General features: G+C 70.6%; 22 protein-coding genes. 7 read left to right on the top strand and 15 right to left on the bottom strand.

The annotated features are described in order from the left end of the window. Positions 1–30: 30 nt before the first annotated feature. From CYFUS_RS05980 to CYFUS_RS05935, 10 genes are read right to left on the bottom strand one after another with little or no spacing between them, the layout of a single operon-like run. Positions 31–933 (bottom strand): MerR family transcriptional regulator, encoded by a 903-nt coding sequence (locus CYFUS_RS05980; protein ID WP_095991828.1) that lies wholly within the window; start codon positions 931–933, stop codon positions 31–33. Continuing rightward, positions 926–1,600: a lysophospholipid acyltransferase family protein gene (locus CYFUS_RS05975; protein WP_095984352.1), complete on the bottom strand. Its 675-nt coding sequence runs from the start codon at positions 1,598–1,600 to the stop codon at positions 926–928. Before CYFUS_RS05975 ends, CYFUS_RS05980 begins: the two co-directional genes overlap by 8 nt. Next, complete coding sequence (locus CYFUS_RS05970) at positions 1,597–1,944, bottom strand: lycopene cyclase domain-containing protein (protein ID WP_095984351.1); 348 nt, start codon at positions 1,942–1,944, stop codon at positions 1,597–1,599. Before CYFUS_RS05970 ends, CYFUS_RS05975 begins: the two co-directional genes overlap by 4 nt. Then, a complete protein-coding gene (locus tag CYFUS_RS05965) occupies positions 1,941–2,354 on the bottom strand; it encodes a lycopene cyclase domain-containing protein (protein WP_095984350.1) in 414 nt (137 codons plus the stop codon). The genes CYFUS_RS05970 and CYFUS_RS05965 overlap by 4 nt, the downstream gene beginning before the upstream one ends. Beyond that, entirely contained in the window at positions 2,351–3,487 is a 1,137-nt protein-coding gene (locus CYFUS_RS05960; RefSeq protein ID WP_095984349.1) for a glycosyltransferase, read from the bottom strand. The genes CYFUS_RS05965 and CYFUS_RS05960 overlap by 4 nt, the downstream gene beginning before the upstream one ends. Continuing rightward, on the bottom strand, positions 3,484–4,455 hold the full coding sequence (locus CYFUS_RS05955) for a carotenoid 1,2-hydratase (protein WP_095984348.1): 972 nt from the start codon (positions 4,453–4,455) through the stop codon (positions 3,484–3,486). Before CYFUS_RS05955 ends, CYFUS_RS05960 begins: the two co-directional genes overlap by 4 nt. Next, entirely contained in the window at positions 4,452–5,909 is a 1,458-nt protein-coding gene (locus CYFUS_RS05950; RefSeq protein WP_095984347.1) for a phytoene desaturase family protein, read from the bottom strand. Before CYFUS_RS05950 ends, CYFUS_RS05955 begins: the two co-directional genes overlap by 4 nt. A 25-nt stretch (positions 5,910–5,934) precedes the next feature. Next, positions 5,935–6,969, bottom strand: a complete 1,035-nt coding sequence (locus CYFUS_RS05945; protein ID WP_095984346.1) for a phytoene/squalene synthase family protein — start codon at positions 6,967–6,969, stop codon at positions 5,935–5,937. Then, positions 6,966–8,510, bottom strand: coding sequence for a phytoene desaturase family protein (locus tag CYFUS_RS05940; protein WP_095984345.1), 1,545 nt, complete (start codon positions 8,508–8,510; stop codon positions 6,966–6,968). The genes CYFUS_RS05945 and CYFUS_RS05940 overlap by 4 nt, the downstream gene beginning before the upstream one ends. Before the next feature lie 13 nt (positions 8,511–8,523). After that, on the bottom strand, positions 8,524–9,594 hold the full coding sequence (locus CYFUS_RS05935; protein WP_095984344.1) for a farnesyltranstransferase: 1,071 nt from the start codon (positions 9,592–9,594) through the stop codon (positions 8,524–8,526). A 197-nt stretch (positions 9,595–9,791) separates the two neighbouring features. On the opposite strand from CYFUS_RS05935, the gene CYFUS_RS05930 reads away from it, so the two are divergent. From CYFUS_RS05930 to CYFUS_RS05915, 4 genes are all read left to right on the top strand, one after another. Further along, positions 9,792–10,271: a peroxiredoxin family protein gene (locus CYFUS_RS05930; RefSeq protein WP_232537395.1), complete on the top strand. Its 480-nt coding sequence runs from the start codon at positions 9,792–9,794 to the stop codon at positions 10,269–10,271. Positions 10,272–10,281: 10 nt separating this feature from the next. After that, on the top strand, positions 10,282–11,187 hold the full coding sequence (locus CYFUS_RS05925) for a TIGR01777 family oxidoreductase (RefSeq protein WP_095984343.1): 906 nt from the start codon (positions 10,282–10,284) through the stop codon (positions 11,185–11,187). Between the two features lie 77 nt (positions 11,188–11,264). Continuing rightward, a complete protein-coding gene (locus tag CYFUS_RS05920; protein ID WP_095984342.1) occupies positions 11,265–12,467 on the top strand; it encodes a metallophosphoesterase in 1,203 nt (400 codons plus the stop codon). A gap of 110 nt (positions 12,468–12,577) precedes the next feature. Then, positions 12,578–13,120 carry an FHA domain-containing protein gene (locus CYFUS_RS05915; protein ID WP_095984341.1) on the top strand — a complete coding sequence of 181 codons (543 nt, stop codon included), beginning with the start codon at positions 12,578–12,580 and terminating at the stop codon, positions 13,118–13,120. Between the two features lie 25 nt (positions 13,121–13,145). On the opposite strand, the gene CYFUS_RS05910 is transcribed toward CYFUS_RS05915, so the two are convergent. The 5 genes from CYFUS_RS05910 to CYFUS_RS05890 form a co-directional block, all read right to left on the bottom strand. After that, entirely contained in the window at positions 13,146–13,787 is a 642-nt protein-coding gene (locus CYFUS_RS05910) for a tetratricopeptide repeat protein (RefSeq protein ID WP_232537394.1), read from the bottom strand. After that, positions 13,759–15,246, bottom strand: a complete 1,488-nt coding sequence (locus tag CYFUS_RS05905) for a protein kinase domain-containing protein (protein WP_420042682.1) — start codon at positions 15,244–15,246, stop codon at positions 13,759–13,761. The genes CYFUS_RS05910 and CYFUS_RS05905 overlap by 29 nt, the downstream gene beginning before the upstream one ends. A gap of 178 nt (positions 15,247–15,424) precedes the next feature. Beyond that, positions 15,425–16,564, bottom strand: coding sequence for a MopE-related protein (locus tag CYFUS_RS05900; RefSeq protein ID WP_095984339.1), 1,140 nt, complete (start codon positions 16,562–16,564; stop codon positions 15,425–15,427). A gap of 2 nt (positions 16,565–16,566) precedes the next feature. Beyond that, positions 16,567–17,817, bottom strand: a complete 1,251-nt coding sequence (locus CYFUS_RS05895) for a PEGA domain-containing protein (RefSeq protein ID WP_095984338.1) — start codon at positions 17,815–17,817, stop codon at positions 16,567–16,569. Positions 17,818–17,865: 48 nt separating this feature from the next. Then, positions 17,866–19,029: a M20 family metallopeptidase gene (locus CYFUS_RS05890; protein WP_095984337.1), complete on the bottom strand. Its 1,164-nt coding sequence runs from the start codon at positions 19,027–19,029 to the stop codon at positions 17,866–17,868. Positions 19,030–19,235: 206 nt separating this feature from the next. On the opposite strand from CYFUS_RS05890, the gene CYFUS_RS05885 reads away from it, so the two are divergent. The 3 genes from CYFUS_RS05885 to CYFUS_RS05875 all read left to right on the top strand — a co-directional run bounded on the left by CYFUS_RS05885 (position 19,236) and on the right by CYFUS_RS05875 (position 22,410). Continuing rightward, positions 19,236–19,670 (top strand): host attachment protein, encoded by a 435-nt coding sequence (locus CYFUS_RS05885; RefSeq protein WP_095984336.1) that lies wholly within the window; start codon positions 19,236–19,238, stop codon positions 19,668–19,670. A gap of 210 nt (positions 19,671–19,880) precedes the next feature. Next, on the top strand, positions 19,881–21,782 hold the full coding sequence (locus CYFUS_RS05880; protein ID WP_095984335.1) for a methyl-accepting chemotaxis protein: 1,902 nt from the start codon (positions 19,881–19,883) through the stop codon (positions 21,780–21,782). A gap of 25 nt (positions 21,783–21,807) precedes the next feature. After that, entirely contained in the window at positions 21,808–22,410 is a 603-nt protein-coding gene (locus tag CYFUS_RS05875) for an HAD family hydrolase (protein ID WP_095984334.1), read from the top strand. Positions 22,411–22,416: the final 6 nt, after the last annotated feature.

The following is a 22,416-nucleotide window of genomic DNA, read 5'->3' as shown; positions in this document are numbered from 1 at the left end:
CGCCGGGAGCCGCCCTCGCCCGGCGCTCCCCTATCCGCCCAGGAGCCGTGGCCAGTCGGCGGCGTGCTCGAAGACACGCACGCCCAGGCGCTCGCACAGCGCCCGGTGCTGGAGCGCCGCCCGTCCTCCCACCCAGACGTCCATGCCCGGAGTGAGGCCGCGCGTGACCCGGGTGAGGATCTCCTCGAACTCCCGGGCACCGGGGTCCACCACCGCCGACAGGCCCACGAGGTCCACCTCGAGCGCCCGCGCTATGCGGACCACCTCGTCGGTGGGCGTGCGCTGGCCCAGCAGCGTCACCGTCATCCCGGAGTGCCGCAGCCGCAGCGCCATGCCCAAGAGGCCCAGCTCGTGTTGCTCCTCCGGGAAGCAGGCCAGGAGCGCGTGCCGCGGTCCCTTGTTGGGCGCGGAGTACAGCAGGCTGATGAGCCGCGCGCGGATCTCCTGCGTCACCAGGTGCTCCTGCCCCACCGTGAAGACGCCCTGGTGCCACAGCTCTCCCACCTCCTGCTGCAGGGGCACCAGCACGTCCTCGTAGGCCTTCAAGGGAGAGAGCGCCGCGAGCACCTCGTCCAGCGTCTCCGACACCCGACGTTGATCCAACACCCTGACGGCCTCCAGCACCTCCTCGCGCCAGGAGGCCACGCTGCCGTCGCTCGGCTCCGGAGGCGGGGACTGGGAGGGCTGCGCCGCGTCGATCTCCGCCAGGAGCTGCGGCAGCATCTTCGCCGCCTCGCTGATGGACACGCCCTCCTCGGTGAGCTGCTTGAGCCGCCGCAGCAGCGCCACGTCCCGGTCCGTGTACACCCGGTAGCCCGAGGGGGTGCGCTGGGGCGAGAGCACCCCATAGCGCCGCTCCCAGGCGCGGATGAGCTCCACCTTCACGCCGGAGAACTCGGCGGCGATGTGAATGCGGTAGGTACGCTCAGCCATGGCCGCGCACCGCGTCCCAACGTTCGGCCACGCCCCGGGCACCGGACACCACCTGGGTGAAGCCCTCCAGACTCGTCGCCGCCTCCAGCCGCCGTGCCGCCGCCTCCAGCTCCTCGCGGTAGCGCTCCAGGGGAGCCGCCGCGTGCGACCCGCCCACCTCCACCAGCACGTCCGGCCGCTCGTGCTCGAAGAAGGCGTAGCGGATGCAGAGCGGAACGCAGCGCGCCCCGCTCACCCGCGCGAGCAGCTCCACCCCGCGCTCCAGCTTCAGCGAGCGCACGCCATGGGGCCGCAGCTCACCCTCCGGGAAGATACACACCGCGGCCCGGGGCCGCGCGAGCAGCGAGCTCGCGTAGCGCAGTGTCTCCAGGGACGAGGCCGCCTCACCCCGCCGGATGCTGAAGGCACCGATGCGCGACAGGAAGCGATAGCGCGCCAGGTTCTTCTCCTCCATGACGCAGTATGTGTCCCAACCCGCCGCCCGGCCAAGTTGATGCAGCACGAAGCCATCCCACCAGTTGGAGTGGTTCGCATAGACGAGGCGCCCGGCCACGCTGTCCTCCAGCGCTCCGCGCACCCACAAGCCCCGGAAGGACGAGCGGAACTTCCAGCCCACATAGGTGTCGACCATCCATCCCGGAAACCCGCCCTTGGCCGCGTGTATCACGGCACGCGCGCCTCGCGCCGGGCCAGCAGGGCGGCGAAGAGGGTCAGGCCCAGCGCCACCATGACGCTGGTGAGCAGGAAGAAGAGCAGCTCCTCGAGCGGCACCGCGCCGATGTAGATGCCCAGGTGCTTGCCCTCCCCGAAGCTCCAGATGCCCTCGCGGATGGCCAGGTGATCCGCCACCGACAGGTAGACGCCCATGACGCCCGCCGGCACGAGCGCCGCGCGCAGCACCGTCCAGGAGCGCTCGCGGAAGTAGAACACCAGCACCCCGAGTTGCAGCGCGATGAAGGGGCCCGCCCACGCCATGAGATGGATGAGGTACGCCCAGCGCGACTCCATCATGACACCACCTCCTTGGAGCCCAGCTTGTTGGAGCCCAGCTTGGAGTCCAGCCGGTGCTGGCCCGCGGGCACCGGGGGGCTCGCGGGGGACTTCCGGGCGGCGGGTGCCAGGGACACCCGACGCAGCCGCGCGAGCACCCACACCCCCACCAGCAGCGTCTGCAAGCCGAAGAAGAGGTACTCCTCCAGGGGCAGGTAGCCCACGACGATGCCCCAGATGAGCTCCGGCTTGAAGCGCCACAGCCCCCACTTCACCGCCAGGTTGTCCCAGGGGCACGTGGCCACGTAGACGATGGCCAACAGGGGCACCAGGGGCAGCAGGGCTCGCCCGGTGAGCACGCGCCGGTAGCGCACCGCCAGCAAGACGATGGGCAGCACGACGAACAGGCCCAGGAAACGTGCGTAGGTCATACCCCGCCCTCCTGCTTCAATTCCGTCCATCCGGGTGACATCCGGCCTCCTGGGTGCAACGCATAGACGCGCCCCCGCCAGGTCACCCGCGGGGGGTGCGCGAGGGAGCGGACGAAGGCGGCGAGCAACAGGGCCTCGCCCAACAACCAATCCAGCGCGAAGCTGTACGCTCCGCCCTCGGAACTCCCTGCTCCCGGGTGGGCTCCGGGAGCGCTGAGCCGCGCGAGCCGCCAGGACAACAGGGTGCGCACGGCCACCAGCGCCGCCACGCACCCCCACAGGCCCGACGAGCCCGCCGCCATGCCGAGCACCAGCAGCGGCCACGTGGGCGTGAACAGCAGGGGCACCGTCGGGTAGAGCCCGGGCCGGTGGCTGCGCAACACCTGCATCCAGCGCGTGAAGCGGGCCAGGGCCGCGTCCCAGTCTCCCGCGGCCAGGGGCACCACCGCCGGCACCTCGCACAACGCCACGCCGAGGCCGCGCGCGTGCAGCCGCTTGGACAACTCCAGGTCCTCGCCGATGTGGTCCGCCAGCTCCGGCAGTTCCTCCACCGCCCGGCCACTCAACCCGAGCGCCTTGCCACACACCGCCGCGGCCCCGGCGCTCATCACGTGCAGCGCCCGGAAGCTGTGGTGCGTGCGGCGCAGCAGCGCGGCCACGGCCCGCCCGGCCAGTCCCCGCGCGTCCACCGGCGTGGGCACCGCCGTGCTCAGCGCCGCGCCCGCCGCCACCGGCGCCGCCAGGCCCGCCACCAGCGCGCCCGTCACCACCACGTCCGCGTCCACCACCAGCACCACCCGGCCCTCCCGGGGCAGCACCCTCAGCGCATGCAGCAGGTGCCCCACCTTGCGGTTGGGCGTCGAGGGATCGCTCGGCACCCACCGCACGTGCTCGGGCAGGGGTGGCCGCTCGGGGGCGAGCACCACGTGCTCCAACGGACCCGGGTAGTCGATGGGCGTGGCCAGGTTCTCCACCTCGCGGGGCGTGGGCGCATCCACCGGACGCAGCAACAGCACCGGCACCCGCGTGGAGGCAGCCGCCGGACGCCGCCGCATGAGGCGCGCCAGCGCCACCGCGCTGAAGCCCCCGGCCAGTCCTCCCCAGGCCATTGCCAGGGCCGCCCACGTAGTCATGTCTGGCGCTCCACGCGCGTGCGGAAGTGCGCCATCCAGCGGATGAAGGGCGAGTGGAAGCGCCGGAAGTCCGCCACCTCCCCCATCACGTCCAGTCCACCCTGGCGTGCCTCCAGCCGGGCATAGAAGGGAGAGGACTCCAGCAACCGGGGCTCGGTCGCCCCCCCGGGGCTCGACACCAGCCGCTCCGGCACGCGCAGGCCCCATCCCGTCATGCGCGTGCCCAGCGGCTCCGCGCGCACCGGCCACCGCTCACACGACGTGCCCCGGGCACTCGCCGTCACGCGCAGGGGAGCCACTCCGCCCGGCAGGTGGTACTCCACCACCGTCTCCTCCGGCCCGTGCAGCCGTGCCCAGTACCAGCCCGGCAGCCGCGCGCCCAGCAGTTCCGCGCCATGGTTGGTGTCGTGATAGCCGTGGCCCTCGGCGCGCACGTCCTCGGAGTCCACCGACAACCACGCCCTCGCCCGAGGTGCCAGCGCCCGCCAGTAGTGCGGCACGCCCGGCACCAGTTGCACCTCCTCGGTCGAGAAGGACTCGGGCTGGAGCTCCAGCCGCGCGTGCACCGCTCCGCCAAAAGGCGCGCACTGCTCGTCCACCTCCAGGCACACCCGGCCATCCCGCGTGTACTCCAGGCGCGAGCGGCCGATGAGCAGCTCCCGGCCTCCCTGGCACACCAACGCCTGGGGATACTCGCTGAGCACCCAGCGCACCCCTCGGCCACGGTGGTAGAGCGCGAAGTTCACCGCGCTGTGTTGCAGCGGCAACGCGCCCCGCGGCGCCCCCACCGAGTAGCGCGGCGAGAAGAGCGAGCCGAGCATGAAGATGAAGACGGCGCTGTACTCGCCCGCCGTCACGTCGGCGTAGAACCAGCGATAGGCCCCGGCCGTATCCGGCAGCGCCGGCAGCGCGTCCAGCCACGACTCGCCCCGGAGGGCGCGCGGCGACAGCAAATCCAGGCGCCTCATTCGCCGCTCCTCAGATGCGCGGACGCCATGCGGGCCGCGAACTGGCCCGAGAGCATCACCAGGGGAACCCCTCCGCCCGGATGCGTGCCTCCTCCCGCGAAGAAGAGTCCAGGAGTGCCTCCCCGGATGCGCGGACGGCGGAAGGGACCGAAGCGGCCGTGCGGTAGGAAGCCGTAGATGGAACCTCCGGGCGCGCCCAACGCGGCCAGGTCCACCGGCGTGCGCTGGGCCACCACGCGCATGCGCCCCTTCAGCTCCGGGTAGTGGGTGAGCAGCTTGTCGAACATCTGCGCCTTCACCCGCTCGCCGTGCAGCTCCCACTCCGCCGCGGCGCGCTCGGCGGCACCGGGCTCGCGCGGCAGCGCCGGGGCATTCACCATGACGAACAGGCCCGTCTTGTCCGGCGGCGCCACCGTGTCGTCCGTCGCCGAGGGGTTGCAGAAGTACACGGTGGGATCCGCCGCGAGCTGGCCCGCGAACAGCTCGTCGAACTCGCGCCGGTAGTCCCGGCTGAAGAGCACGGCGTGGTGCGGCAGGGCGGGACGGCCATCCACCTCCAGCAGCAGCACATGGCCCGACAGCGACAGCGGCTCGCTCCCGCGTCCCAGCTTGTCCAGCGGGTCCGCGTTCACCACCACCGAGTCGAAACGCTCCTCGCCGCCGGACGGACCCACCCGGTAGCCGTGGCCCTCGCGCTGGTAGTGCACGCGCGTGTTCAGGTGCACCTTCACGCCCAGGCGAGCCACCGCCGCCCCGAGCGCGTCCACCAGCGCGCCAATTCCACCTCGCACGTGGTGCACGCCGTACGCGCGCTCGATGTGGGGCACCAGGGCATAGGCCGCGCTCGCCGCATAGGGCGAAGCCCCCGCGTACGTGGCGAAGCGACCCACGAATTGCCACATGTACTCCGTCTTGAAATGCGCCCGCGCCAGGTCGTCCAGGGTGGACAGCTTCATGCCCCGGGCCACGGCCACCATGCCCCGACGCAGCACCCGGGACATGAAGCCCGCCATGCCCTCGAAGGGGGCCTCCAGGTAGGGCTCGCCCGCGGCGCGCCAGATGTGCTCGGCCTCCGCGTAGAAGCCGTGCACGCCTTTCCCCTCGCTCGGACGCAGTTGCGCGGCGCTGTGCGCGGTGCGCTCGAGGTCCTTGGAGGCCACGAAGCCGCACCCGTCCGCGAAGTGGTAGGTGCACTGCGCCTCCAGCTCGAGGAAGGGCGGCAGCAGGTCCGCCGCGCCCAGCGAATCGAACAGACCGCGCACGACGTCCGGGAGCGTGAGCAGCGTGGGCCCGGTGTCCAGCCGCAGTCCGCCCACCTGCACGGACTGCGCCTTGCCACCGAGGTGGGGACCCCCCTCGAAGAGGGTGACGTCATGACCCTCCCTGGCCAGCAGTCCGGCGGCCGTCAGTCCTCCGATTCCACCACCCACCACCGCGACACGCATGGACTTCATCTTCCGACTCCCGGACGCTCGCGCGTCATGGCATGGATCCCGTCGTGACGGCGCGCGCGGGCGGCAGCAGCGGCACCGATCCTCCCGGCGCGCGCACGTGCATGAGGGGCACCGTCGCGGGCCGCACGAGCGCGTGGGTGGCCAGCGCGAACTTGCGCGACTTGGAAACGGCCGAGCGGCCCGAGAAGACGTCGAAGTCGCGCTCCTCGATGACGCGCAGGATGTCTCCGTAGATGGAGCCCATGAGCATCACCATGCGCTGCGAGCCGAAGCCCGACAGCGCGGGGATGCCCGCCGCGGCCCGCTCGTAGTAGGCGCGCGCCCGGGAGATCTGCCAGCGCATGAAGTCGCGCCAGCGGTCATCCACCACGCCCCGGCGCAGGTCCTCCAGCGACAGCCCGAAGGCCGCCAGCTCCTCCAGGGGCAGATAGACGCGGTCGCGCTCCAGGTCCTCGCCCACGTCCCGGAGGATGTTGGTGAGCTGCATGCCCCGGCCCAGGTCCGCCGCGGGCCCGAGCGCCCACTCCTCGGAGCACCCGAGCATCGCCGCCATCATCAGCCCCACCACGCCGGCCACCCGGTAGCAGTACAGATCCAACTGCGACCAGGTGTCGTAGCGGCGGATCGTCAGGTCCATCTCCATGCCGGAGATGAGCTCCTGCATGGGGTACTCGGGCACGCGGAAGCGCTGGATGCAGTCCACGAGCGCGGCCAGCTCCGCGGGATGCCACGGCCCCTCGCCCCCGCTGGCGCGCGTGGCGGGCGGAGGCAGGCGGGGGTCCGCCAGTTCGGGCGTGTCCAGGAAGAGCTCGGCCACGGCGCGCCGCGCGCGGGTCAGCCGCTCGGCCAGGTCCGTGGGCACCGCGCCCTTGTCCGCCCCGTCCGCCACGTCCACCATGTCGTCCAGCCGTCGGCAGAAGGCGTAGAGGGCGAAGGCCGCCTTGCGCCTCATGCCGAACAACATGAACGAAGCGAAGAAGAAACTCTTGGCATGGTGCCGGGTCACCTGCTCCGCCATCCGGTAACCCTTCGCAACCAGGTTCTCGTCCCGCGACTTCATGCCGCTTCCTCCATTGAACCGGGCCCGGTCCCCCCAGGCGCGCGCACCACGTTGTCCACTCCCGCCCACGTCAGGATGCGCTCCACCGCCAGACGCGCGGAGATGAGCACCGTGGGCAGTCCCGTTCCAGGCTGCGTGGAGGCTCCCACGAAGAAGAGGTTCTTCACACGCGGATCCTGATTGGACGGACGGAAGGGGCCAATCTGGAAGAAGTTCTGCGCGAGCCCGAAGGCGCTGCCCCGCGCCAGGTTGAACGTGGACGCCCAGTCGTCCGGGGTGAGCACGCGCTCCACCTCGATGTCGCGCTCCAGCTCCGTGTGGCCCAGCTCCGCCAGTCGTTGGAACACCTTGGCGCGCACGCGCGGGCCCTCCGTCTTCCAATCCAGTCCCTCGTGCTGATGGGGCACGGGCACCAGGATGTAGAGCGCGTCCTTGCCCGGTGGCGCGAGGCTCGGATCCGTGTGGGCGGGGGCATTCACGTAGAAGCTCGGATCCTCGGGGACGCGGAAGTGCTCGAAGATGGAGTCGAACGAGCCCTTGTAGTCGTTGCCGAAGTAGACGTTGTGGTGGAGGAATTCGTCGTAGCGTCGGCGCATGCCCAGGTAGAGCATGTAGCCGCTGGAGGTGTAGCGGAGCTTGTCCGCGCGCTTGAGCCGCGTGACGTTCTTGTCGAGCAGCTTCTCGTACGCGTAGGGCAGATCCGCGTTACACACCACGACGTCGGCCCGTACCACCTCGCCGCCCTCCAGCTCCACGCCCGTGGTGCGCTTGCCCTCGGTGAGGATGCGTCGCACGGGCGTGCCGTAGTGCAGGTGCACGCCCTCCTCGCGCGCCAGCTTCTCCAGCGCCAGGGGAATGGCATACAGGCCCCCCTGGGGAAACCAGACGCCCACGCCCAGCTCGGTGAAGGGCAGCAGCGCGAACACGCCCGGCGCGGCATAGGGAGACACGCCCAGGTACATGGACTGGAAGGTCATCCCCGCGCGCAGCCGCTCGTCCTTGAAGAAGCGGCCGACCTCCGAGTACATGCGCCGGTGGGCACGCACCTCGAGGATGCGCTTGAACACCGAGGGCACGAAGTAGTCGGACAGGCCCTCGTAGTTGCGGCCCACGAGGTGATCCAACCCCGTGCGGTACTGGGTGCGGCCGAGGGCGAGGAAGGACAGGTAGCGCTGGTAGCTGCCGGGCTCCACCCGCTCCAGCTCGCGCCCCATGGCACACAGCTCGGAGGTGAAGGTGATGGCCGAGCCGTCACGGTAGTGGATGCGGTAGTTGGGATCGCACCGGTGCAGCGTGAGGTAGTCCTCCATGCGCCGGCCGAGCGCGGTGAATGTCTCCTCGAACACCTCGGGCATGAGCACGATGGTGGGGCCCAGGTCCCAGGTGAACCCGTCCACCTTGAGCTGATTGCAGCGCCCGCCGGGGCCGTCCGTCTTCTCGAACAGGTGCACGCTGAAGCCCGCGTGGGCCAGCCGCGCCGCCGCCGCGAGCCCACCCACGCCCGCGCCCACCACCACCGCTTGTCGCTTGCCACGCTCCACGGTGCATCTCCTCTCAAACCATCGGCTGGGACGACGGACCCACGAGCGCTCGCATCAGGTCGCGCAGGCCCTGGGGATTGGGCAAGGTGGAGAGCGCCCGCACCGCGCCGTGCGCCGCCCGCGCGGCGATCCGCTCGGTGGCCGAGCGGCCCCCGGCCTCGTCCACCAGGACGCGCACCCGGGACAACACGGCGGCGTCCTTCTGCTCGCGGGGCAGGTTCCACAGGGCCTCGAGTTCCGCGCGCGCCTCGGGTCGCGAGCGCGACCAGGCGGCCATCAACGGGAAGGTGCATCGCCCCAGCACGAAGTCGCCAGGGCCGCCCCAAGGCACCTCGAGCAGGCTCGCGGACTCCTGACGTAGCAGGGTGGCGAGCCCCAGGCCGCACCCCACGCCCGCCAGGCGCAGCCGCAGTGACTCCTCCGCGCCCGCCAGCATCGCGCCACACACCAGGGAGGTGGCGAGCCCCTCGCGCACCATCCGCAAGCGGGCGAGCCTCAATGCCTGACGCACGCCACCCTGCTCCGCCAGCAACCCGCCCTGCTCCCGGCGGAAGAGGCCCGGCACCGTGGAGCGATCCATCCGCAGACAGTACTGGCTCGCCTGCACGGCGCCCGGCACGTCCGCCTCCATCATCACTTCCAGCGCGCGGGCGAAGAGGTGATCACCCACGACCACCGCCAGGTGTCCCCCCGCGGGTCCCGGCGCGAGCCGCGCGTGCAGCGGCGCTCCCTCCGGACGCGGCCGCGAGAACGCCAGGACATCGGAGTGAAGGGCCCGCGAGGCATGCAGCAATTCGAGGCCCGCGACGAAGCGCCACAGGCCCGCGGGCACCACCGTGGAGCCTCGTGCGAGGCAGTAGCCCGCCAGCAGCAGCGCCGGGCGCATCTGCTGGGGAGAGCGCGACAGCTGCGCCCTCGTCTGGCCAAGAGCCCTTGCCCACCCTTCGTCCAACCGTGCCTCGTCCGGAAGCACCAACAGCTCGTCCAGGACGCCCTCCACCTGGGCCCGCACCAACGCCAACCACGTCCGCTCCACGGAGGGAGCCAACCTGGGCGCAGCGGCGATGAACGGCGTGGGCCCCATACGGCACTCCTCCAGACGCGTGGCTACCTTCGGATGTGCAGGTAACCTTTGCGTTCAAGGTTTGTCAAGGCTATGTTCAAGGTTTGTACATGCCCTGTCCAGCACCGTCCCCCCTGAAGAGATGGTTCGCGGGAGCCCTGATGGCCGCGGTCCTGACCACCGGCTCCGTCCTCGCCGCACCACTGGAGGCAGTCCCGATGAATGCAACCTTGTGGGATTCACATGGAAAGGAAGTGGACTTGTCCCGGTGGCGGGGAAAACCCGTCATTCTGTTCTATGAGGATCGTCACTCGACGACACTCAACGCCTCGTTGAAGGACGCGCTGTTCAACCGGGGACGGGAGATGGGGCTGTTGCAGGCGGCGTGGGTGGTGGCGGTGGCCAACCTGGAGTCCTTCAACTTCTTTCCCGCGCGGGACATCGCGCTGTCGCACGTGCGCGGCGAGGAGAAGAAGTGGGGCGTGCCCATCCTCGTGGACCTGAAGGGCGTGTTGGGCGATGCGCCCTGGAAGCTGCCGAAGAAGACGTCCTCGGTGATGCTGCTGAGCGCGGACGGCCGGGTCGTCTACAGCTACTCGGGCCGCATGGATCAAGAGGACATGGAGGTGTTCTTCGGGCACCTGGGCACGCTGCTCGGCCGGGACATGACAGGCGCGCCGCGAGACGCCCATCCATGAAGGAGGCCCCATGAAGGTAGCCATCAGTGGCGCGAGCGGGCTGTTGGGCCCGCCCCTGGTGCAGAGGCTGATGGACGCGGGCCACGCGGTGCACGTGCTGGCGCGGGACGTGAAGCGCGCGCTCGGGCGGCTGCCGCCGGGGGTGACGGGCTCCTTCTTCGACGCCACCACGCCCCTGTCGCCCGAGGCCCTGGCGGGAGCGGAGGCCGTGGTGCACCTGGCGGGCGAGCCCGTGGCGCAGCGCTGGACGGCCGCCGCGCGCCAGCGCATCCAGGACAGCCGGGTGGTGGGCACGCGACTGCTGGTGGAGGCGATGCGTACGGCGGGCACGGTGCGCGGCTTCGTCTCCGCCTCGGCCATTGGCTACTACGGGGCGGACCGTGGCGAGGAGCCCCTGACGGAGATGGGAGCACCCGGAGGCGACTTCCTCGCGCGGGTGTGCCAGGGCTGGGAGACCGAAGCGCTGGAGGCCGAGCGCGCGGGCATCCGCACGGTGGTGGCGCGCATCGGCGTGGTGCTGCACCCCTCGGGCGGCGCGCTCGAGACGATGCTCCCCTTGTTCCGGCTGGGCGTGGGGGGGCGCATGGGCTCGGGGCGGCAGTACCTGAGCTGGGTGCACCTCGAGGACGCCGTGGGGCTCCTGCACCACGCGCTGGAGCGGGAGGACCTGCGAGGGCCCATGAACGTGACGGCTCCCGAGCCGGTGACGAACGCGCGGTTCGCCCAGGCATTGGGCGCGGCGCTGGGACGGCCGGCCCTGGTGCCGGTGCCCGCCTTCGCGCTGAAGCTCGCGCTGGGGGAGATGTCCGTCACGGCGCTCGGCGGCCAGCGTGTGCTGCCCGAGCGGGCCCGGGAGACGGGCTATGTCTTCCGCCACCCCGAGCTGTCCGAGGCGCTGCGCTCCCTGCTTGGTTGAATGCGCGCCCGCTTCACGCTTCTTCATGAACGGAAGGGTTGCGACGATCCAGGGTGCCCGTGAGTATGCGAGGGCACATGGCCATTCCGACGCGGCTCCTCGTCTTCTTCGCCCTCCTGTCCATCACCGTCGTGGGAGGTCACCTGTACCTGTACCGGCGTCTCTTCCGGGACACGGGCAGGCATCCCCACTGGCGGCGCATGGGCGTGGTCCTGATGGGCGTGCTCGGCGCGAGCCTGCTCGTGTCCCGGCCGCTCATGGCGCTCGCGCCCTCGGCGGCCGCGTCCGCCTTCGCGCAAGGTAGTTGGTACTGGATGGGCGTGGCCGCCTATCTGCTGCTCACGATGCTGGCGGTGGGTGGCGCACGAACCCTGGCCGGGTGGATCGGACGCCGACGCCCGGCCCCGGCGGCTCCAGCGGGCAACGCCGCGCTGGTGTCCGAGGAGCGGCGGGAGTTCCTCGCGCGCGCGGGCGCGGGCGTGGCGCTGGTGGCCACGGGAGGCATCACCACCTATGGCACGTGGCGCGCCTTCCACCCCCCGGTGGTGAACGAGGTGACGGTGAAGCTGCCGGGGCTGCCCAAGGCCCTGGATGGAATCACGATCGTGCAGCTCAGCGACATCCACGTGGGCCCGCTCATCCAGCGCCGCTTCATGGACGAGCTGGTGGCGCGCACCAACGCCCTGAAGGGCGACCTGGTGTGCATCACCGGCGATCTGGTGGACGGCAGCGTGGAGCGGTTGGGCCATGCGGCCGCGGCGCTCGGGGAGCTGCGCTCGCGCTTCGGCACGTACTTCTGCACGGGCAATCACGAGTACTACTCGGGCGACGAGGAGTGGACCGAGGCCCTCACGCGCATGGGCGTCACGGTGCTGCGCAACCGCCACGTGCGCGTGGGCGACGCGGGCGCCTCGTTCGATCTGGTGGGCGTGGATGACTGGGCGGCCGCGCGCTCGGGCTACCCGGAGCGCGGCTACGACTTGTCGGCGGCCATCGCGGGGAGGGATCCCACCCGGGCGTCGGTGCTGCTGGCGCATCAGCCAGCGGGCTGGCGCGATCAAGCGCAGAAGGCGGGCATGGGGCTGCAGTTGTCCGGACACACGCACGGTGGGCAGATGTTCCCCTTCACCCTGGCGGTGTCCGCCATCTGGGAGCACGACGCCGGCTTGTTCCGCGAGGGCGATCACTCGCTCTACGTGAGCCGGGGCACGGGCTTCTGGGGTCCTCCGGTGCGGGTGGCCGCGCCGCCGGAGATCGTGAAGGTGACGCTGCTCGCGTGAGGACACCCGCCCGGATTTCACGCCACGTAAAGGCGCACTCCTGGACAGCCAGGCGTTCCCGGGAAGCGTCGAGGTGGAGATCCCCGCGTGAAGATGATTGTCTCGGAGCCATGGCACGATCCCTGTTGATGTCCCTACTCGTGCGCCAGCACCTGGCCCTCAAGGAGAAGTTCCGCGCCCGCTATCCCCACAGTTGGTTGGTCTGGGAGGCGGGGGTGTGGAACGTGCCGGAGAGCAGCGAGCAGAACCACGGTGCGACGCGGTTGCCGACCTCGGATCTCCGGGACTGTCTGCCGCCGGGCGACGCGATGTGCTTCGAGCTCACCCCGGGCCGCGACGAGCTGATGATCGGCCGGGCCTCGCACAACGCCTTCGTCATCAACGACGCGACGGTGTCACGCGAGCACCTGCTGCTGCGCGCGCGGCCGGACGGAGGCTGGACGGTGGAAGCGCTGAGCCAGGGCGGACCGGTGATGCTCGGCGGCGAGTTGCTGCCGCCCGGACAACCACGGCCGCTGGAGAGCGGCATGCACCTGCAGTTGGGCGATGTGCGGCTCACCTTCCACGACGCCGAGAGCTTCCACCAGCGCATGGGCCACGCGGCCGCGCTGGTGATGGCCCAGATGCGCGGCTCGCCGAACAGCCCGGCCTGAGCCCCGGCTCCCGAGAGGAGCGTGGCTAGCGGATGGTGCCCAGGGTGGTGGGACGCGGCTGGGGCGCGGTGGCGGCGTAGATGATGCCGCCGGCCGCGATCGCCACGGCGCCCGCGCCCGCCCACACCCACCACTTCTTCGCCAGACTCTCGCCCTGGACCTCGGTCTGCGCCGGCGTGGACCTGGACGCCACGGTGCGCGAGCGCTCGCTGTCCTGACGCGCGCGCCGCTCGGCCACCTCCGCCGTCTGCTTGCGCAGGGAGGAGTCCTTCTGCTGCGGCTTGCCCACCGCCGCGTCCATCTCGGCGATCAACTCGCGCACGAGCGGAGCATTGGCCGGCGGTTGTTTCGATTGGGCCAGGTAGCGGCGGTAGAAGGTGGCGGCCTGCTCGGGCTGACCCAACTGCCGGTAGCACTGGGCGATGTTGAAGAGGAAGCCGGGCAGCGGCAGCAGCCGGTACGCCTCGACATAGGCGTCCAGGGCCTTCTGGAACTGCGCCTGCTCGTAGGCGGCATTGCCCTCGAGGAACTTCGCGCGGGCCTGGGCCTGCGCACGCGCCTCGCCCCCCTGGGCGCGCGCGGACAGGGGCGCGAGGGCGAGCAGCCCCACGACCACGGCCACCCACCACCCGGAGCGCTCAAGGAGCGAACGGATCAATGACGGCATCACGGTTTCCCATGGATGATTTGCGCGAGAGGGACGAGCGCGGGAGGGAAGAACGCGAGGGCGTCGCACGCGCGGGCTTCGTCCCCGCGCGCACCAGGGGCACCTCGAGCGAGGAGGAGGTATCGAGCCGCAACTGGTGCTCGCTCGGCACGTAGCCCGCCAGTTCCACGCGCACGCCCAGGGAGCCGGCCGAGGAGGGCATCTGGGCCACCCACGGCGTCACCCCGAGCGTCTCGCCCGTGTCGGCGCGAACCACCCGAGCGCCCGCGGGCACGGAGTTCACGGTGAGGGAGACGGGCACCGGCTGGGGCTTGGAGGCCTCGGCCACCCGCGGCTCGGCCACCCCGGAGACAGGCGGGGAGACAGCGGGCTCGCCACCTCGCGTCAGCACGAGTCCCACGCCCGCCATGGCCAGCACACCCGCCATGGCCACCCAGCCCGCGCGCCGCGGCATCCGGAGCGCGAAGGGCATCGGCATGGGCCGGGTGGGACGATCCTCGGGAGGCACGACGGCCAGGGTGGCCGCGTCCGAGTCCATCAGCAGCGCGGTGATGACCTCGGCGAGCTGCGCGGGCCGCCCCTCGGGCTCCTTGGACAGACAGCGCAGGGTGATGCGCGCCAGCTCCGGCGGAATCGCATCGCCCGCGGGCGTATGCGTGGGCAGCTCCGGGGGCGACTCGGTGAGGACCTTCACCATGAGCTGGCCGAAGTTGGGCGCCACGAAGGGCGGCTGTCCGGCGAGCAGCTCATAGAGGACGGTGCCCACGGCGTAGATGTCCGCGCGCGCGTCCACCGGCAGCCCCGCCGCCTGCTCGGGCGACATGTACGTGGGCGTACCGATGATGGTGCCGTCCAACGTCCCGTTGACGCCCTCGGCGGTGAGCAGCTTGGCCACGCCGAAGTCGAGCACCTTCACGAAGTCCGTCTGTCCGCTCTTGTGGGCGATGAAGAGGTTGTCCGGCTTGATGTCGCGGTGCACCACCCCGAGCTGATGCGCCGCGCTGAGCGCCGCGCACACCTGCACCATGAGGCGGCGGATGCGCGCGAGGCTCAGCCGCTCCTCGCGCAGCAGCTCCGACAGGCTCTGCCCGCGCAGCAGCTCCATCACGCAGTAGACGTGGCCGGCCGCCGGGTCCTCGACGAAGTCGAAGATCTCCACGATGTGCTCGTGGTTGATCTGATTGACGGCGTGCGCCTCCTGGAAGAAGCGCCGCACGAAGTTGCCGTCATGGGCGTAGGTGGAGCGCAGGACCTTGAGGGCCACCTGGCGTCCCAGCCGCACATGGCGCGCCTGGAAGACCTGCCCCATGGAGCCCTCACCCAGGAGCCGCTCCAGTTGATAGCTGCCCAGGATGTCGCCTACCTGCAACTGCGTCTCCTGAATCGAGGAACCGCCGGGTCCGGCGTTGCGCGAGCCAGTGGAGAGTACAGTACCTGGGATGAGGTCGTCGCCGCCCATGAGAGGACCAAACTCGCCACGGAATCTGTTCCCGGCAACCCATACGTGAACAGCGCCGTCAGGTGGGCGACTTTTGCCCACCTGACCTGCCCTCGTGGGGCACCGGGTTGGCCCGGAGTGTGAAAAGCCCTTCTTCCCGGAAGAAGAAGGGCTTGGGATACCGCATCACCTGGGTGGATCAACTACACGTGCCGTTGCTCCTGCAGGTCTTCCCGCTTCCGCAGGTCGTCCCCGTGGGGCAGTCGGCGGTGTCCGCGCAGTCGGTCTTGTTGTCCTTGTCGTTGTCGACACCATCGTTGCAGGTGGTCTCGGCGGCGACGTTCGACTTGCAGGTGCAGCCCGTCCCACACGACAGATTGGCACAATCCGAGTCCGCGCAGTCGGTCTTGCCATCCTTGTCGTTGTCGACACCGTCGCCGCAGAGGGTCTCGGTGGCGACGTTCGAGTTGCAGACGCAGCCGGTGCCACAGTCGGTCGGGCAGTCCGAGTCCGCGCAGTCGATCTTGCCATCCCCGTCGTTGTCCAGCTTGTCCAGACACGCGGTCTCCGCCTTCGCCAAGGCCTTGCAGACACAGCCGGTGCCGCAGGCCTTCTGGTCGCAATCGGAGTCCTTGCAGTCCGTGTTGCCATCCTGGTCGTTGTCCACGTTGTCGGAGCACACCAGCTCGATGTCGCCGCACTTGCCGCCGTAGCAGACGCGGTTGGTCCCGCACGACTTCTGGGTGCAATCGGGGTCCGCGCACCCCACGAGCCCATCCTCGTCGTCGTCCGAGCCATCGGTGCACACCTGCTGCACGCGGCCCATGCACTTGCCCGCGACGCACGTCTGACTCGCCGCGCAGGCGGTGCCGCACGCGCCGCAGTTCTTGACGTCCTGCTGCAGGTCGAAGCCCTCGTCCGTCACGCCATCGCAGTTGTCGTCGATGCGGTTGCACAGCTCGGCGGTGGGCAGGACCTCGCCCTCGCACAGCTGCTCGTTGTTGGCGCCGCACTTGGGCGTGCCGGCCTTGCAGATCCCCTTGCCCGCGGTGCCCGCGGGGCCGCCGTAGCAGGTCGTCGCGGCCAGGTCGTCCTTCTGGCCATTGCAGTCGTCATCGACGCCATTGCACACCTCGGTGGGGTTGGCGGAGGGCGCGCAACAGTAGCCACTCAGGCCCGCCCGGGGCACACACTTCTCCCCGGCCAGGGTGCAGTCCTCATTCGAGTCACAGCTGAAGACGGTGCCGTCCGGAAGCTCCGGCACCCAACACGCCGAGGCCGCCACGGCCATCACCAGGCCGCACCCGAGCGCACACACCAGAGAAGAAATCGACTTCATGGTCAGAAGCTCCCACCAAACACGAGATGAAGGGCCATGTCACCGCGCCCCGAGCCGCCCGTCCCACCGGCCACCGGAGCCACGGAGGAAGACGCCGGCGCGGAGCGCTGCGGCACGATGATGAGCCAGGCCAGGCTGCCGGCGGCCACCGCGCCTCCGCCCGCCATGAGGGCCGTGGAGATCAGCGCTTGCTGCCGCATGGACGCGTACTCGCCCCGGTGGATGTCCACCACGCCCTGGCGGTCTATCTTCAGCGTCCTCTGCTGCAGGGGCAGACCCATCGCCACGCCCGCGCCCACCGCCGCCAGTCCCAGCACCGTGGTGTAGAGGGCGGGACGGCTGAAGATGGTGGGATTCGAGGAGCCCGACTTCTTCTTCTTCGCCGGCGTGCGCTCGTCCAGCTCCGCCAGCGGGCTCTCCGGCGCGGCGCCGCCGAACTCCAGCCGCACGGACAGCTCCTTCGTCTCACCCGGGGCGAGCGTCACCGTCTTCGTATAGGTGTTGTAGTCGTCCGCCTCCACCACGAGCTGGTTGTCCCCGGGCGGCAGCTTCGCCTCCACGTTGCCCACGCCCAGCACGCGCGAGCCCACGCGCACCACCGCGCGCGACACGTTGCTCGCCACCTTGAGCATCGCGCGGGGCCTGGCCAGGGTCGTCACCCGCCTGGCCAGCGTCTCGCCCGCCTCGCGGATGAAGGTGCTGTCCGTCGGCTTGCGGCCCGTCACCACGTCCGTCTCCACCACGCCCTTGTCCCGGTCGAACGTCCACAACCGCAGCGTCCAGCCCTCGTCCTCCAGCGACAGGCGCGCGGTGGTGAGCAGGTCCGCGTCCAGCGTGTCCGCCGCGCCGCTCAGGCACGAGGCCTCCGAGCAGCGCAGCGTGGTCGCGTAGTCATTCCCGAGATTCTGGCGGGCCTCGGCCGGAGTCGCCGCGCGCACCACCTTGCCGGTGCGGAACGCCACGCCCTGCAGCCACCCCACCCACCTCTTGGCGGCCGCGGCACCGGCGCGCTCGGGCGTGTCCAGGCCCACGAGCCCGAAGCGCGGCATGAGATCCGCCCCGGGACCCGAGCTGAGATCCAGCCCCATGGCGCCGGAATCCGGAGATGCTTCCTCGGAGGACTCCTCGGTCTGCTCATTGGACTGCTGGGCATTGGGCTCCGAGGAGAGATCCAACCCGAAACCACCCTGGGCGCTGGCCGGGCCGGAGGCCAGCGCGAGCAGGACGGCGGCGACGACGAAAGGGTTACGCATGGGCTCCGTTCTACCCTGAACAGAGCCCGTTGCGGAGCACTCCACGCGTCACGCCCCGCGCGAGGCCAGATAGCGCGCGAGGGCCTGTGCCTTGGGCACCAAAGTTTCCACCTCGATGAATTCCTCCACCGTATGGAAACCCTTGCCCCGGGGGCCGAGCCCATCGATGGAGGGGATGCCCATGGAGGACGAGGTGCTGGCGTCCGAGCCACCTCCCACCAGGGGGGACTCACCCCGGCCCAGCCCCGAGGAATGGGCACACGCCCCGTACGCCTCCATCAGCGCCACCGAGGCCTCGGTGCGCTCCAGGGGCTCGCGCGACACGCCCCCTTCCACCTCGATGCGGGTACCAGGCACTCCCGCCGCCGCTTCCTCGGCCGCCTGGTGGAAGCGCCGCACCAGCTCCTCGCCGTCCGCGCGGGTGCAGAAGCGCAGGTCCACCTCCGCCACCGCCTGGTCCGGCACGGTGTTCTTGCCCTGTCCCCCCGCCACCTTGCCCACGTTGACGGTGAGGCCGCGCGGGTAGTCGGTGAGCTGCTGCACCCGATCCACGAAGCGGGCGATGGCCCAGAGGGCATTGGCGCCCTCGTGGTGGGCGTTGCCCGCGTGGGCCGCCTTGCCACGCGCCGTCGCCACCGCCATGCCCGTGCCCTTGCGCCGGGTGATGATGGCGTCCCCGGCCCGGCCGGACTCGAAGACGAGACAGGCCTCGGCCCCGGCGATGGCCTTCCGGATGACGCCGACCCCCTCGGGAGAGCCCACCTCCTCGTCCGACACCACCACCAGGCGCAACGGGGGCAGCCGCGCCAGGCCCCCCGTCGCCGCGAGCGCCTTGAGCGCCCAGGCGATGACGACGAGCCCTCCCTTCATGTCCAGCACGCCCGGGCCGCGCCGCAAGGAGCCCTCGCGCCGGTAGCCCTCGAACCTGCCGGGGGGAAAGACCGTGTCCAGGTGTCCCACGAGCGCCAGCGGCCGGGCTCCCGGCCGTCCCTCGGAGCGGAAGACGAGATGATCCGCGTAGCGCTGGCTGGGCACCACCTCCGCCACCAGTCCGGGGATGGCGAGCTGCTCGCGCAGCAGGGCGCCCACCCGGCGCCCGCCCTCCGGATTCTCCGTCCAGGAATTCACCTCGACCAGGGCGGCGAGCGCCTCCTCCATCTCGCCCAGTCTGCCCACCAGCCAGTCCGCCGCTGCTTGACCACCCTCGTGCATCACCGCACCTCCTCTGCCCCGGGAACATCCCTCCCGGGACGCTCCCACGCCAGCACCCCCTCACGTCCCGGTCACCTGAACGACGCTCGAGCTCCCCGCTCCTCCCCGTCCGCCTGGCGGGCCTCCCGGCGCGCGCCTTCCCTCCGGTCTGGGGGTGCTTGCCGGGAACCCGGATGCTTCGCACCTCAAGCACAGGAGGAAGCACAATGGCGGACGCGCTGTGGATTCTGGTGGCCAATGCAAGCCGGGCCAGGCTCTTCTCGACGGACGAGCGGGCCGAGAAGTGGGACCTGCGTGAGGAGTTCTTTCACGAGGAAAGCCGTCAACGCTCCAGCGAGCTGCTCGAGCAGCCCGACAACCCCAACGCGGGCCACCTGAGCAAGCCCCAGTCCGAGAACCAACCCGATGCGCGCCAGCAGTTGGAGCACCAGCGCTTCGCCAGACAACTCTCCGAGCGGCTCGAGCGCGGCATCAACGACCGGGCCTTCGACCGGGTGGTGATCGCCGCGCCGCCGGAGTTCCTGGGCATGCTGCGCAAGGCCATCAGCCCCCGCGTCCAGCAGCGGCTGATGCTCGACATGCGGGCGGACTACACGCACGTGCCCGTCAAGGATCTGCCCGAACGCATTCCCCTCACCTAGCAGGGGAGGCAACCGAGCGGCACATGCCGGGACAGGGGCCCGGGGGGACGAGGGGTTTTCGGAGCTGTCGCGGCTTCAGCCCCCCCTCCCAGGCAACCAGGGGGGCAACTGGTTGGGAAGGCGGAGCGGACTCCGTGGTACACGGGGAGTGGGGTGTTCCTTTGAGGCCGGAAGCACCGGCCCCTTCCCCGCACGAAGGTTCCGAGATTCATGCGAGTTCCCCTGATCGACTCCCTCAACCTCAAGCTGCGCGGTCGGCTGACCTTATACGTCACCCTGCTGGCCCTCATTCCACTCGGCGTGACGTCCCTGGGGGGGGTGCTTTCCACCCAGTGGGTGATGAAGGCGCAGGTGCACGAGATGCTGCGCATCGAGGCCGAGGGGCTGAAGGATCTGGTCGAGGCGACCCTGGTGGAGCGAGAGGCGAGCGTGCGCAGCTGGGCCGAGGACGCGCTGCTGCGCGAGGCGCTGCGCACGGGCAGGCCCGAGCAGGGCGACGAGGTGCTCATCCGTCTGCAATCGCACTACAACACCTTCGCGGGACTGGTGCTCTTCACCGACGAGGGCCGCGCGGTGTCCGCGAGCACGCCGGAGCTGCTCAATTCGTTCCAGGACCAGGGCGAGACCGTGCGCGGGTCCGTCTGGTTCAGGGCCGCCCAGCAGGGCCAGTTCACCAGCGCGACGCTCACGCGCGAGGATCCCATCTTCAACATGCCGGTGCTGCACCTGGCGGCGCCCGTGCTGGACCCCAGCAACGGACGTCGGCTGGGCGTGCTGCTCGCGGCGTATGACTGGGGACAGGTGGGCGAGGTGGTGAAGGCGGCGCTGGCGCGCGCCCGCGCTCGCAAGAACAACAGCTTCGCCCTGGAGGTGCGCTCCGCCTCGGGCACCGTGCTGTTCAACTCGCGAGGCCAGGAGGCCTGGAACGTGCCGGATGCGGTCACCGCCGAGGCCATCGATGACGATTGGCTCCGGGACGTGGGGGACGGCTGGCACTTCGTGGCGATGGCGGATCCCGCGGAGGTCTATGCCCCCGTCACCCAGATGCGCCTGGCCTTCCTGTTGAACCTGCTCGTCGTCGGCGCGCTCGTGAGCATGTGCGCCCTGGTGCTCGGACGCACCATCACCCGGCCCATCGTCCAGCTCCACCAGGTGGTGCGCCACATCGTGCGCACGGGAGACCTCGCCCAGAAGCCCGAGGTGCACTCGCGTGACGAGGTGGGCGAGCTGGCCGAGTCCTTCCTGCAACTGGTGGAGAAGCTGCGCGAGACGACGGACAGCCTCCAGCGGGGCACGCGCGTGCTCACCGACACCGTGGCCGAGCTGACGCGCGCCGCCGAACAGGAGGAGAGCAACATCACCCGCCAGGCGGCGGCGCTGCAGCAGACGCAGGTGACGGCCCAGGAAATCAAGCAGACGTCGCTCCTGGCCGCGGAGCGGGCCGGGGCGGTGCTCCAGGTGGCCACGCGCGCCGAGGAGCTGGGCAGGGGCGGCGTGCGCGCCCTCACCGAGAGCATGAGCGGCTTTCAGACCCTGCGCGAGCAGGTCGACGAGATGTCGGTGCAGATCGGCCAGCTCAACGAGCGCGCCCAGCGCATCGGCGGCATCACCCTGACGGTCAAGGGGCTCGCGGACCGCTCCAACATGCTCGCGCTCAACGCGGCCATCGAGGCGGTGCGCTCCGGCGAGCACGGCAAGGGCTTTGGCATCGTGGCCAAGGAGATCCGCACGCTCGCCAACCAGTCCATCCACTCCACCGATCAGGTGGGCTCGCTCCTGGAGGACATCACCCAGTCCATCCTCAAGACGGTGGAGCTGAGCGAGCAGGGCCAGAAGCGCATGGACAGCGGCCTCGCCCAGGTGCGCAGCAGTGGCGACAGCATCCAGGCCCTCAGCGGCATCGTGCAGGACAACATGATGGCCGTGCGGCAGATCGCCAACGCCGTGAATCAGCAGAACGCGGGCATCCAGGAGATCTTCAACGCGCTCACGGACATGTCCAGCCTGATGCACGAGACCATGTTGGGACTCCAGGCCACCCAGCGCGTCACGGGCGAGCTGCGTGACGTGGCCCAGCAGATGGAGAAGGTGGCGAGCAGCTACCGCGTGTAGCCGCCGCGATGGTACGAGGCGGGCCATGTCCCCACGCCTCCACGCGGTCATCCTGGATCTCGGCAACGTCCTCGCCTTCCACGACAACGCCCTGCTCTTCCGACGTCTGGGAGAGCGCGCGGGGCTGAATGCCCAGGAGGCCGAGCGCCGGCTGTCCGGCGCGGGCTGGACGGCGGCCAACCGGGGACAGCTCGACGCCGAGGGCATCCGGAGCGACGTGTGCGGGGCGCTCGGGGTGGACCTGCCCCTGGACGAGTTCAACGCCCTGTGGAACTGCCACTTCACGATTCACGAGGCGGTGCTGCCCCGGGTGGAGGGACTCGTGGGGCGGGTGAAGCTGGTGCTGCTGTCCAACACCAACGTGCTGCACGTGGAGTGGCTTCGGCCCCGGCTGCCCATCCTCGAGCGGTTCGACCACCTGGTGCTCAGCTGCGAGGTGGGGCTCGTGAAGCCCGAGCCCTCCATCTACCAGGAGGCCCTGCGGCACGCGGGTTGCGCGCCCCACGAGGCCGCCTTCTTCGACGACGTGCCCGCGTATGTCGAGGCGGCGAACGCCGTGGGCCTCAGGGGCCACGTCTTCACCACCGCCGCCGCCTTCGACGCGCAGCTGCGGGCGCTCGGGCTGTAGCGGGCA

The sequence above is a fragment of the Cystobacter fuscus genome (assembly GCF_002305875.1).
In the GTDB taxonomy this organism is placed as follows: Bacteria; Myxococcota; Myxococcia; order Myxococcales; family Myxococcaceae; genus Cystobacter; species Cystobacter fuscus_A.
The sequence above is the reverse complement of the archived record's forward strand: the minus strand, read 5'-3'. Positions and strand labels throughout refer to the sequence as shown.